The following is a 13,013-nucleotide window of genomic DNA, read 5'->3' as shown; positions in this document are numbered from 1 at the left end:
GAACTCTTGGATGAATTTCTTTATGCCACAGCAGCTTTTCACACTCTGAATATAACATACTATGTAAGCATTTTCAAGCTGAAAGCGCCTTATTTCCTGCCTATTTTTCATACCGTTATGAGGAGTCAATGTTACGCCGAGCTCGGTTTTTTGATACAATGTATTGGATTATAAGAAACGGCTGTGCGTTCTCTGGGATAAGGACGCCATCTGTCTCAGAAAAAGATAAGGATAAGGAATCTTATCCATAATTATATTTTCAGAAAGGGGCTTCTCGTGTCTAATCTTCAATACACTTCTCCTCCGCAACTTTGGGGAGATAAACGTTTTCATACTTGGAATTACGAAATGCGTGAACACATGAACACCAAGGTATTCAAAGTTATGCTTGATGCAGGCTTTACCTGTCCCAATCGTGACGGCTCCATTGCTAAGGGAGGCTGCACATTTTGCAGTGCCAGAGGTTCTGGTGATTTTGCCGGAAGCCGCCGAGATGACCTAGTCACACAATTCAATAACGTCCGTGACAGACAGCATCTGAAATGGCCAAATGCTAAATATATCGGTTACTTCCAAGCCTATACTAATACGTACGCTCCGGTCGAAGAGCTGAGAGAATATTTCGAAGTTATTTTGCAGCAGCCTGGTGTCGTTGGATTGTCTATTGCTACTCGCCCTGACTGTCTGCCGGATGATGTGGTCGAATATTTAGCAGAGCTGAACAAGCGTACGTATCTTTGGGTAGAGATGGGTCTTCAGACTATACATGACTCCACTTCTGAGCTTATTAACCGGGCGCATGATACGCAGTGTTATGTGGAGGCTGTGGAGAAGCTGCGCCGTCACAATATTCGGATCTGTACCCATATCATTCACGGTCTCCCACAGGAGACGCACGAAATGATGCTTGAAACGGTATCTGCTGTAGCTCGCATGGATGTGCAGGGAATTAAGATTCACCTTCTGCATCTCATGCGCAAAACACCAATGGTGAAGCAGTATGAAGCAGGATTGCTCCGATTCATGGAACAGGACGAGTATGTGAAGCTGATTGCTGATTCACTTGAAATTCTGCCCCCTGAGATGATTGTTCATCGCTTGACTGGAGATGCCCCACGGGATCTCTTAGTTGGACCGATGTGGAGTCTCAAGAAATGGGAAGTGCTAAATGCCATTGACGATGAGCTTGTTGCTCGTGATACTTGGCAGGGTAAGTATTGGAGGAAGGGCTAATGGGCTTTATGTCCGTTCTAAGCTTTGCTCATAAATTAATCTCTGAGCGGCTAACTTTAGGTGACCGTGCGATTGATGCAACTGTAGGTACTGGTGCTGACACGCTTTTTCTAGCCAAAACAACCGGAGCTCGTGGCGAAGTCTACGGCTTTGACATTCAAGCTGCGGCGCTGAAGCTGGCAGAAGAACGTCTCCGGCTTGCGCGGGAGGACACTTCTTCACTCTCTGCCGTTACCTTACTGGAACGCAGCCATGCCGAAATGGCAGAAGCCGTCCCGGCTAACTGGCCAGGCACCGTTGGTGCTATAATGTTCAATCTTGGCTATCTGCCTTCAGGCGATGCCGACAAGAATATCATTACTGAGCCGGATAGCTCTATTGCAGCCCTGGAAGCTTCACTCCAACTGCTGCGTCCGGGGGGAATTATTACGGCTGTACTGTATCCTGGCCATGCAGGCGGAGATCTCGAAGCCGCCGCTGTTGAAGCTTGGGCTGCGACTGTTTCCCCTAAGGTAGCGCAGAGCATTGTATACCGCCAGCTGCAGCGCACGGACGCACCTTATGTAATTGCCCTCGAGAAGAAAAAAGGTTCCCCATCTTAAGCTTTGTAAACAATCAAACTATCTTGTAATTGGGAAGGAAGATTACGAATGACACAACCATATCCTTTAAAATTTCAACCGGAGTTTAAAGAACGTGTCTGGGGTGGCCGCGCGCTGGAGAAATTCGGCCTGAATCTACCAGAAGGTCATATTGGTGAAGGCTGGATGATTGCCGATCATGCGAATGGAACATCTTCAGTGGTTAATGGAGAATTAGCTGGACAAGGTCTGGATCAAATTCGTGAGCAATTTGGTCATGAGTGGTTCGGAAGCAAGGGAATATCAGAAGCTGGCGGAAGATTTCCACTCTTGATCAAATTGTTGGATTGCAACGACAACCTTTCCGTTCAAGTCCACCCTACGGATGATTATGTAGGATTGCCTAAAGGTGAACTGGGTAAAACAGAGATGTGGTACGTATTAGACGCTAAGCCAGATGCAAAAATCATCTACGGCCTTAAAGAAGGCGTAGACCGTGAAACATTACGCGAAGCACTGGAAAAAGGCACGGTTATGGATAGCCTTCAAGAGGTATCTGTCTCCGCTGGCGATTCCTTCTACATCCCTGCCGGAACGGTACATGCTCTATGTGCTGGTGTCGTTGTAGCGGAAATTCAACAGAATTCCGACACTACATACCGTATTTATGACTACGACCGTCCAGGTCTAGATGGAAAACCACGCGAGCTTCATATCGAGGATTCTCTGAATGTTACAGCTTATGAAGGCGCCGGCGCTACTTCGATGAAGACCGATCATGCAGTGCCTGGAGAGTGGCTGCAGCTTGCCGCTTCACCTTATTTTATTGTCGAAAAAGGGATCGTAAATGGTTCATGGGATCTCACCACTTCAGAAGACAGCTTCACTATTCTGGTTATCTGCGAAGGCAGCGGACATCTGACTTGGGAAGGCGGCTCCCAGCCTTATGCCGCAGGGGAATGTTATCTGATTCCTTCCAACCTAGGCCGTTATACTATCGAGGGTCATTCTACTGTGCTTCGCTCTTATTTACCATAAGTCGAGAACCTTTAGGAGGAATGGACCATGAAGGAAAACAGCTTTACTCTAACGGATCCCATAGGTGTAACCATCCATGTCTATGAATGGTTACCTGAGTCCGATGTGCCAGTTAGAGGAATCGTGCAAATTTCACACGGGATGTGTGAAACTGCTGCCCGCTACGCTCGTTTTGCGGAAGCTTTAACCGGGGTTGGTTATGCAGTATATGCCAATGATCACCGGGGACATGGTAAAACCGCTGGTCAAGTCAATCTGCTTGGTGATGTTGGGGAGGACGGATTTTATTGGATGCGGCGTAATCTTCTGCAGGTAGGTGCCGCAGCACTCTCCAAGCATGAAGGAAAGCCCATCATTTTATTCGCACACAGTATGGGTTCCTTTCTGGGTCAAAAACTCATGTGCGAAGAAGGCAACGAAATCTATTCAGGGTTTATCCTCAGCGGGACAAACGGTCCACGCAGTATGCTACGTATTGGAGAATCTCTGGCTAGCGCGCAGCTTAAGCTAAAGGGTGAGCATCATCGCAGTGTACTGCTGAACAGTCTGGTATTCGGCAGCTATAACCGCGCCTTTTCCCCGGTCAGAACAACATTTGACTGGCTGAGCAGCGATACTGCGGAAGTAGATAAGTACATTTCCGATCCATTCTGCGGAGCTATTTGTACAACACGCTTTTTCCGTGGTTTCTTCCACCTCCTAAGAGAGATCCATACTGAGGAATCACTTAGCACATTATGTACAGGTAAGCCCATTTATATATTCGGTGGGGATAAAGACCCTGTCGGGATGAACGGTCAAGGCATTCCCCGTCTTGCGGAGTTGTATAAGAAACGAGGAGTGTCAGACGTTGAGTTCCGACTCTATCCAGAAGGTAGACACGAAATGCTAAATGAAGTGAATCGAGATCAAGTCACAGCCGATGTGCTCAACTGGTTAGAGCGCCACCTTCCTTCAGAGGTTTCAACGATAAGTTAAGAGAAAACGCGGTTGTTAGTAAATTTATGAGACGAGAAATGAGACAACATAGAAGCGATGCTCCCGGTATTTGGGAGATCGCTTCTTTGCGGTTTGCGTAGCTTGTCTCAGCAGACTTCTCAATCTAACAATCTCCAGTGCCTCCGCGCATCTGAACTTTAGTAAATAAACTTCCCCCACCGCTAATGGACTCAGTTGACGCTGTCTTCAGCTCATCGTTCTCCCCCTCCACTTTCGGACTCAGTTGACATTAACTACACATCATTACTCTTCCCGCTAATTTCGGACTCGGTTAACACTAACTACACATCGTCACTCTCCCCTCCACTTTCGGACTCAGTTGACACTTACTACACATCATTACTCTCCCCGCTACTTTCGGACTCAGATGACGCTATTTGCTGATTTATAGCCTTTCGAGCTAGGTTTCGGACTACAGTGCACCTATTCCTTCCAAAGAGGTGTATATTAGGTGTTTTTCGTGCCACTAGCGACTATGCGGTCCGTTAGCATCCAAAAAACAGGATATTTCCACGTATAAGGTCCGCTGGGTCCGCCTGCGTCGGGTTACTCACCGCTTCCGGACTCAGTTGACACTAACTACACATCATTACTCTCCCCGCTACTTCCGGACTCAGATGACGCTATTTGCTAATTTATAGCCTTTCGAGCTAGATATCGGACTCCAGTGCAGCTATTCATGTGAAACAGGTTCATATTGGGTGTGTTTCGTGTCAATAGCGACTATGCGGTCCGTTAGCACCTAAAAAACAGGATAATTCCACGTATAAGGTCCGCTGGGTCCGCCTGCGTCGGGTTACTCCCCGCTTTCGGACTCAGTTGTCACTAGCTACACATCATCATCATCTTCCTCCTCCGCTTCGGACTCAATTGACACTAACCACACATCATTACTCTCCCCGCTACTTCCGGACTCAGTTGACGCTATTTGCTGATTTATAGCCTTTCGAGCTAGGTTTCGGACTCCAGTGCAGCTATTCATGCGAAACAGGTTCATATTGGGTGTTTTTCGTGCCAATAGCGACTATGCGGTCCGTTAGCATCAAAAAAACAAGATAATTCCACGTATAAGGTCCGCTGGGTCCGCCTGCGTCGGGTTACTCACCGCTTTCGGACCCAGTTGTCAATATCCCCACCATCTCTCTCCTCCACCACATGCGGACTCAATCGCCACTAGCTCCACCTCATCCCCTTCCCAGCCACTTGTGAATCCAGATGACTCTATCGCCCAAGGCAAAAAAATAGACCGTCCCATAAAGGAACGGTCTATCCTTCCACCCGCCTATTACAAAGGCAGTGTGTAGTACTGAGCGCGTTGGCTCTCGTTCTGCTGATACATTACGATTAGTAGCGTGCGCCCTTCCCTAATGGAAGCGGGCTCCGCTACAGCTACAGCCGAGCTTGCTGCTTGCGCAGTCTCTTCTAAACTACTATTCGCTGCTCCCTGTAATGACGAGTCTGCTGAAGCCAAAGCCTCCGGATTAGCCATATCAGCTTCACCATCCTCAAGGCCCTCATCGGCACGCATGCCGCTGATGGAATCCAGCACCGCTTCCAGCGAGAATGGCAATACTTCCAGCACAGTATACTTTTGCAGTTCTCTTTCGTTAAGTCCTGCTTCTGCTAACTGGGCAGAAATTTGACCCGGATTAGCCGCGATATCTTTTAAATAGCTCGACCAATCCGACTTATCCAGCACGAAATCCCACCAGATTTTGCGCGGCTTGTACTTGTGTCCAAGAAAATAATCCAGCTTCATCAAGCCAGTTATAACATCCATAGACGGCGTCCCGCGATCTATCAGGAAGGACTGCAAGCGGGTGAAGAGATCTTCCAGCTGATGGCCAATCTTTTGCCAGCCTCTCTCCTCCCAATAGTCACCGAACTCCTGAAAGAAATCGAATGGCGAATCAAATACATGACGGATCAAGTACTTGGCCGTATGGTCCATCCGGTGGCTGTTCCAGTATTTCTCCAGCACATCCTCAAGCCGCTTCAAACGGATAATGTCTGAGAAAGGCATCATATGACTGCTAAGGATTTCATAAGGTGCGTGTTCCATATACGTGTACTCATATTTAGACGCCTGCGCCCGCAGCCCCGTTCCCCGCAGCATTTTGAGGAATCCTAGCTGTAGCTCTTCCGGCTCCATAACGAATACATCATTAAACGTTTTACGGAAGGTGCTGTAATCCTCCATAGGTAATCCGGCAATCAAATCCAGATGCTGATCGATATTGCCGCTTGCCTTAATCTTCATTACGGTACGGGACAGCTTTTTGAAATTCTGGCGGCGTTTAACAAGCTCATTCGTCTCATCGTTGGTAGATTGCACCCCAATCTCAAATCTAAAAATACCCGGAGGCGCATTCTTAGATAGGAAATCCAGAACTTCCGGCCGCATGATATCTGCGGTAATTTCGAACTGAAACACGCAGCCTTGATGATTATCGATCAGGAATTGAAACATTTCCATCGCATAATTGCGGTTGATATTAAAGGTACGATCCAGAAATTTAATGATTTTGGCGCCATTCTGTATTAAATAGAGCAGATCAGATTTCACTCGTTCAATATCATAATAACGTACGCCTACCTCAATACTAGATAAACAGAACTGGCAGTTAAATGGGCACCCGCGGCTTGTCTCAAAATAAACAATACGTTTACTCAAATCTGGAATATCCTCAGGAAAACGATGCGGCGTAGGCAGCGTATTCAGATCGCTTTTGGGACGTGGTGGATTGACAATGATCTCTTCTCCCTTGCGATAAGCGGCTCCATACACAAAGTGAAACTTACGATCATCCCTTAGCTCCTGCAGCAAATGGTGGAACGTCTCTTCCCCATCTCCATTAACTATAAAATCAATGCCAGCTTCTCTTTTCATCAAATGAAGCGGCTCATACGAAACTTCCGGTCCTCCGAGAACAATCGTAACTTCAGGCATCACTTGCTTAAGAATACCAATCAGCTTCAGCGTCTCTTCGATGTTCCAGATATAACAGGAGAAACCAATCACATCTGGCCGTTTCTGAAACAAGTCGGACACAATATTCATCACGGGATCTTTGATGGTGTACTCTGCCAAATGAATATCCTTAAATTCATGCTCACTGTACGCTTTTAGCAAGCGGATTGCGAGTGAGGTATGAATATATTTGGCGTTTAACGTGGTCAGGACGATTTTCATGCTACACGACCTTTTCTACATTTCATTTTGAAAAAACTCTAAGAATGCCTTACCGTACTTCCGGTATTTCACTTCCCCAACACCCTTTACCCTCAGCATTTCCGCTTCGGTCTGCGGGCAAACCACACTCATCTCACGCAGCGTAGCATCATTAAAAATAATGTACGACGGCACATGCTCGCGTCCTGCCAATTCACGCCGGATAAGACGCAGCTGCTCAAAGACAGTCTCATTGACGGCTGATGGCGACAGGTCATGCCCCCGACTACGAACTCTCGTACCAGATGTTGTACCTGTCCGCGAAGGCCGTGCCACACGCTGCATCACCTCACGCTGTCCGCGCAGGACCTCGGCAGCCACAGGCTGAAGCCGTACTACAGGGTACTGGCCTTCCGACAAGGCAAGATACCCTTCTGAGATGAGCACATTGATACTCTCTGAGATTTCCTTCTCCGTCCGGCTCGACATCGCCCCATGTGTGGGCAGCTTATCGAAGCCGTACTGCATCACCTTTTGATTGCGCGAGCCTTTCAGCACAGATGCCACCAACGCTACACCATAACGCTCCCGCATGCGGTGGATGCAGGAGAAGATCTTTTGCGCATCGACGGTCATATCCACTAGCTCTCGTTCATCCGTACATGAGCTGCAGATACCACATGGCTTGTCCCCATGCTCTTCCCCGAAATAATCCAGCTGGGCACTGCGCAAGCAGCGGGTAGTATAGCAATAATCAATCATTTGCTGAAGCTTGCGATATTCGTTAGCTTTACGGTCAGTATCCTGTGGATTCTGCTCGATCAGGAACTTTTGCGTCATAATGTCCTGCGCACTAAACAGCAATATACATTCACTCGGCTCCCCGTCACGTCCAGCACGACCTGCTTCCTGAACATAAGCTTCCATATTTTTGGGCATATTGTAGTGAATTACGTACCGGACATTGGATTTATCAATCCCCATCCCAAAGGCATTCGTAGCCACCATGACCCGGATATCGTCATAGAGGAACCCTTCCTGGCTATCTGCCCGCTCCTGGTCGTTCATACCCGCATGATAGCGACCTGCCGCTATGCCCGAAGCTTGCAGCCTCTGATACAGATCATCTACTTCTTTGCGGGTTGCCGCATATACAATCCCCGGCTGGTGAGAATGCGTAGCCGCATAATCCATAACGAACTCCCGCTTGTTCTCTCCCCGCAGCACGGACATTGCCAGATTATCTCTTCCTAGCCCCGTCATGAAAATACCCGGCTCGCGCAAGCGCAGTAGCCGGACCATATCCTCCATAACCTCCGGCGTCGCCGTGGCGGTAAATGCTGCCAGGATCGGACGTTTAGGCAGCTCATCTACAAATGGAGATACCGACAGATAACTTGTCCGAAAATCATGTCCCCACTGGGATACACAGTGCGCTTCATCAACAGCCACGCAGGAAATAGACAGCTCAGCCATTTCCAGACGGAACCAGTCCAGCTCAAGTCTTTCGGGCGCAACATAGAGCAGCTTCAAATCGCCCCGCCGGGCAGCCCGAATCCGCTCATTCACTTCTTTTCCGCTTAACGTGCTATTAATAAAGGCTGCCGGAATACCCGCAGTAGTTAACGCATCCACCTGGTCTTTCATCAGCGAGATCAGTGGTGATATCACCAGTGTCAGCCCTGGCAGGAGCAGTGCAGGAACCTGATAACAGATCGATTTCCCGCCACCCGTAGGGAGGATTCCCAGTGTGTCGCGTCCTTCCAGCAAGTTCTGAACAATCTTTTTCTGGCCATCCCGAAAGTCTGGATAACCGTAATATTTTTGCAGCTCAGCCTGCGCCTGTTCAATAGTAGGTGCTTGCATCTTCATATCTCTCATAACTCCTTAGGCGTTTCTATCTTTAGTTTAGCGGTCAATGGTGTAATGAGCAACACTTCTTAACTATCAACACCCTGTTCTTCTTTTGAAATATTTACATAAAAGGTCTTCTTTTAAGCCAAGCTTTAATAAGCGTGATTTCATAGAAAGGTGGAGCGACCGTGCAAAATTGGAAACAAAAATATACCTCCTTTAAACAAAAGCCTGCACGTAAAGAGTCCTCTGCCCAGGACAATCGTCCGGTAAAGCCATTGGATTCCAGCCTGAAGAGCAATATAAGCTTCATTCGACAAGTCTTTGGAGAAGACAGCGACCTTATTGTCCGTAACTTCAAGGTATACGGTAGATATGATGCGGCTATTATCTTTTTTTCTTCTGTGGTGGACCAGAATCAAATTCAGAACTATGTTTTAAAGCCATTAATGAATGTTTCCTCCGACCACTCAGAAATTCCAAAAGATCTAAAGGATTTACCTGATTACATCTGGAGTATGACGGTACAAGTCACACAAGGTAACCGCACTAAGGACCTAAATACTCTAGTCTCCGTCTTGTTGGATGGAAATGTAGTTCTAATCATAGATGGAATGGATCAGGCACTTTACTTCAATCTGCGTAAAATTGAGCATCGTAGCATTGAGCAACCTCAAACTGAACAAGTTATACGCGGTTCGCGTGATGGGTTTATAGAGAATTTAGAATCCAACATCTCTTTGCTTCGCTATCGACTACAAACGCCGGATTTTCGTGTAGTAACTGCCCCTCTTGGCGTACGGACGCGCTCAAAAGTAGCTGTTTGTTATATCGAAGGAATAGCCGATCCAGGGCTAGTTCAAAAGGTGATGAAGAGATTATCAGCAATAAATGTAGACGGCATCCTTGATGCGGGGTATATCGAGCAATTTATAGAGGATCATCCCCTTTCCCCGTTTCCACAGGTTCAGCCAACCGAACGTCCGGATAAATCTATAGCCTCTTTATTAGAAGGACGAGTCATCATCCTTGTAGATGGCTCACCTTTCTGCCTCATCGTCCCGGCACTTTTCAACCAATTCTTTCAGACGATGGATGACTATACGGAACGTTTTATCGTAGGAAGCCTCCTAAGAATGATCCGCCTGATCGCATTATTATTTTCCCTTTTCTTCCCTGCCTTATATGTATCCATTATCTCTTTCAATCCTGAGCTACTGCCGACAGAGTTCGCCGTAGCAATAACAGGTGCAAGAGCTGGCGTACCCTTTCCAGCCGTATTGGAAGTTCTGATTATGGAAGTCTTCATGGAGGTGCTGCGCGAAGCAACCATTCGCCTACCGCAAATGATTGGCGGGGCTCTTTCTATTGTAGGTGTGCTTGTCATTGGTCAGGCAGCCGTAGCAGCAGGTCTGGCGAGTCCAACTACCGTAGTTGTTGTCGCTATAACGACCATAGGGTCTTTTGCCACACCCGCTTACAATGCCGCAATCTCTTCAAGAATGCTTAGATTTCCATTGATCATATTGGCAGGCTGCTTTGGCCTGTACGGAGTAATGCTGGGCACTATTGTTATTATCAACCATTTGTTATTCCTGGAATCTTTTGGCGTTCCCTACATGACACCCTTTGTCCCTACGATATGGAAGGACCTTAAGGATAGTATCGTTCGGGTACCTTTATGGTGGATGCGAAGCCGCCCAAGCTTTCTTAATACACCTGATCCTGATCTTCTTGCCAAGGATATTCCGAAAATGCATACCGATCTGATTTTTAAGGAGAAAAGTGAAGCTGATGAATAGTAACCGCCCCATAACAACGATCCAAGTCATGGCTGTAATCGTCAGTACGATTATAGGAATAGGAATCTTAAGTATTCCTCGTTATATGGCTGAAGCCGGAGACAGTGGTGCACCGCTCGTGACTGCTTCTGGTGTACCTGTTGCTTTTTTGGGTTGCTGGTTTACAGCAGCTGTCTGCCGAAAATTCCCGAACGAAACGTTGTTCGTATTCAGCCGCCGCCTTCTCGGAACTGGGCTCGCGGATATTTTCTCCATTTTTATTTCTTTGTTTTTTGCTTTTTCTGCCGGGATCACCATGCGCCAATTCGGAGAAGTATGTGTTGCGGTTGTCTTTAAAAAGACACCCATCGAAGCAGTAATTCTCTTAATGCTCCTACTGGTTGCCTTATCAATCCGAAGAAATATTGTGAAATTCACTTATGTTCATGTTTTCTATTTACCTTTTATTCTATTATCTGTTATAGCAATTGCCTTGGTAGCTATGAAAAATGTTGACGTTCTAAACTTGCTACCCCTCACCGGAAATCACACCACCTTTTCAAGCTTTTCCAAAGGAACGATTACGTCTGCTGGCCTTTATCAGGGCACATTTGTCATCATCCTGCTGGTTCCTTTAATGAAAAAACCTCAACAGATCCTTAAAGCAGGCACTGTTGCGCTTTGTATCATTGGATTCATTTATGTAATGATCGTTTGGGTCACTTTAGGCATGTTTGGAGCTCAAGAAACCAAATTACTTTCCTATCCAACCTTAGAAGCAGCTCGCTCCATATCCATCGGCGCAGGACTTTTAGAACGGTTTGATGCTCTTTTTATAATAATTTGGGTGGTTTCTATATTCACTTCCATCTTTACGAACTACTACTTAGCTGCATACTCTCTGCAACAAGTGCTGCGGCACAAGGATCACCGCCTAATATCCAGCTTCTTACTTCCACTTATCATCACTTTTTCACTTTTGCCGAGAAATATATTTCAGGTCTATTCATTTGCTAGCATTACAGCGATAATCGGTTTGATTTTTTTGACCTTCTATCCTCTTTTATTATGGTTAGTCTCTCTAATCCGAAATAAAGGAGCCATTTCTCATGAATAAAAAAATTTACAAGCGTGTAGTTCTTATATTTATTCTCTCACTCATGTCTGGCTTACTCTCAGGGTGCTGGGACCAGCTTGAAATAGAAGACCGTGCATTGGTGCTAGGGTTATCCATTGATTCCGTCCCTCCAGACAGCAAAATAAATGATGATCAAACCACTCATCTTAAAAGCGCAAATATTAACCTTCCCAAAATCCGTGTGACCGCCCAAATTGCGGTTCCGGGAAGAGTTCCACTCGGACCAGGCAGCGGGGGTGAAGGCGGAGGCGTGAATCAAAATCCAGTATGGGTCGTAGAAGTGTACGGGTACACCTTAGATGACGCCATGAACAATTTACAGCAGCAAATTTCTGATCCACGTTATCTAATTCATTTACGAGTGATTATTATTAGTGAGGACATCGCAAAAAAAAGCATGAATGACTTAAATGATTATTTGCGGCGAAATCCAGAAGTTCGTCGCCGGACCTGGCTGCTAGTATCCGAAGGGGAGGCTGCTAAATTTATGAATATTAATCCTCCGCTCCAGCGAGTGCCGACCCTTTACATCCTCTCCACCATGGAAAAAGCAGTAACATCAGGAAAATTCCCCGCTGATTATATAGGTGTATTCTGGTCAGCAGAATCCAAATGGGGCGAAAGTGGTTATCTGCCTTACGTCTCATTACATCAGGAAGACAATATCATGATTAAAGGCCTAGCTTACTTTAGTGGTGGAGTGATGGTCGGATCGACGATTCCGATTGAGATTGGCGCATATATGTCCATGAAGGGCATTAATCCCGGGGGATACTCCGATCTTTTTTATGCTGATGAATTCGGTCCGGTGATGCTCAAGGTCAACGACCGGTTCACGAGGGTGAAGGTTCATTTCAAAGAGGGCAAACCTCACATCACTTATAACCTCACTTTAGAGGCGGCTCTAGATGAGCATTTACGTAGTGATATCCCTATCGATTCCAGCCGTTCTTTAGAAAAGATTGAAGATATTTTTCAAAAGAGAGTGATCGGTATTTTCAACCACCTTATCGAAGAAACTCAACAAGCGCATTCCGATGTCTTTGGCATGGGTGAATATATTCGTGCATATGCTCCCTCCTACTGGAAAGCCAATATTCGTGACAAACATGACTGGGAGCAGCAGTATTCCAATCTCAGTGTTGAAGTTAAGTTGAAAACTCACATCGACAGAGTAGGTCTTAAACAAAATTAAATAACGTTTATGGGAGGCTCTA

General features: G+C 46.5%; 10 protein-coding genes. 7 read left to right on the top strand and 3 right to left on the bottom strand.

What is annotated here, in order from left to right:
* Nucleotides 1-276: 276 nt before the first annotated feature.
* The 4 genes from NST58_RS07305 to NST58_RS07290 are packed head-to-tail and all read left to right on the top strand — an operon-like array spanning nt 277 to nt 3,830.
* Complete coding sequence (locus NST58_RS07305) at nt 277-1,233, top strand: TIGR01212 family radical SAM protein (RefSeq protein ID WP_076107276.1); 957 nt, start codon at nt 277-279, stop codon at nt 1,231-1,233.
* Nucleotides 1,233-1,835 carry a class I SAM-dependent methyltransferase gene (locus NST58_RS07300; RefSeq protein WP_076185418.1) on the top strand — a complete coding sequence of 201 codons (603 nt, stop codon included), beginning with the start codon at nt 1,233-1,235 and terminating at the stop codon, nt 1,833-1,835. The genes NST58_RS07305 and NST58_RS07300 overlap by 1 nt, the downstream gene beginning before the upstream one ends.
* A gap of 48 nt (nt 1,836-1,883) precedes the next feature.
* Nucleotides 1,884-2,852, top strand: coding sequence for a type I phosphomannose isomerase catalytic subunit (locus NST58_RS07295; protein ID WP_076128070.1), 969 nt, complete (start codon nt 1,884-1,886; stop codon nt 2,850-2,852).
* A gap of 27 nt (nt 2,853-2,879) precedes the next feature.
* Nucleotides 2,880-3,830: an alpha/beta hydrolase gene (locus NST58_RS07290; RefSeq protein ID WP_339247072.1), complete on the top strand. Its 951-nt coding sequence runs from the start codon at nt 2,880-2,882 to the stop codon at nt 3,828-3,830.
* 1,144 nt (nt 3,831-4,974) lie between these two features.
* Here the strand turns inward: NST58_RS07290 and NST58_RS07285 are convergent.
* From NST58_RS07285 to recQ, 3 genes are read right to left on the bottom strand one after another with little or no spacing between them, the layout of a single operon-like run.
* Entirely contained in the window at nt 4,975-5,106 is a 132-nt protein-coding gene (locus NST58_RS07285) for a hypothetical protein (RefSeq protein WP_256716048.1), read from the bottom strand.
* Nucleotides 5,107-5,136: 30 nt separating this feature from the next.
* Nucleotides 5,137-7,044: a B12-binding domain-containing radical SAM protein gene (locus tag NST58_RS07280; protein WP_339247069.1), complete on the bottom strand. Its 1,908-nt coding sequence runs from the start codon at nt 7,042-7,044 to the stop codon at nt 5,137-5,139.
* 15 nt (nt 7,045-7,059) lie between these two features.
* Nucleotides 7,060-8,895, bottom strand: a complete 1,836-nt coding sequence (gene recQ, locus NST58_RS07275) for a DNA helicase RecQ (RefSeq protein WP_076128076.1) — start codon at nt 8,893-8,895, stop codon at nt 7,060-7,062.
* Nucleotides 8,896-9,065: 170 nt separating this feature from the next.
* Here recQ and NST58_RS07270 point away from each other — a divergent pair, with 170 nt between their 5' ends.
* Genes NST58_RS07270 through NST58_RS07260 form a run of 3 tightly spaced genes read left to right on the top strand, consistent with a single transcriptional unit; the run spans nt 9,066 to nt 12,991 of the window.
* Nucleotides 9,066-10,679, top strand: a complete 1,614-nt coding sequence (locus tag NST58_RS07270; protein WP_139329939.1) for a spore germination protein — start codon at nt 9,066-9,068, stop codon at nt 10,677-10,679.
* Nucleotides 10,672-11,775 carry an endospore germination permease gene (locus tag NST58_RS07265; protein ID WP_076185704.1) on the top strand — a complete coding sequence of 368 codons (1,104 nt, stop codon included), beginning with the start codon at nt 10,672-10,674 and terminating at the stop codon, nt 11,773-11,775. Before NST58_RS07270 ends, NST58_RS07265 begins: the two co-directional genes overlap by 8 nt.
* On the top strand, nt 11,768-12,991 hold the full coding sequence (locus tag NST58_RS07260) for a Ger(x)C family spore germination protein (RefSeq protein ID WP_076193012.1): 1,224 nt from the start codon (nt 11,768-11,770) through the stop codon (nt 12,989-12,991). Before NST58_RS07265 ends, NST58_RS07260 begins: the two co-directional genes overlap by 8 nt.
* The last annotated feature ends 22 nt before the right edge of the window (nt 12,992-13,013 follow it).

Origin of the sequence: Paenibacillus sp. FSL R10-2796 (assembly GCF_037965315.1) — a bacterium.
Taxonomy (GTDB): Bacteria; Bacillota; Bacilli; order Paenibacillales; family Paenibacillaceae; genus Paenibacillus_AQ; species Paenibacillus_AQ odorifer.
Note: the sequence above shows the minus strand (reverse complement) of the source record. Positions and strands in the feature narration are given on the sequence as shown.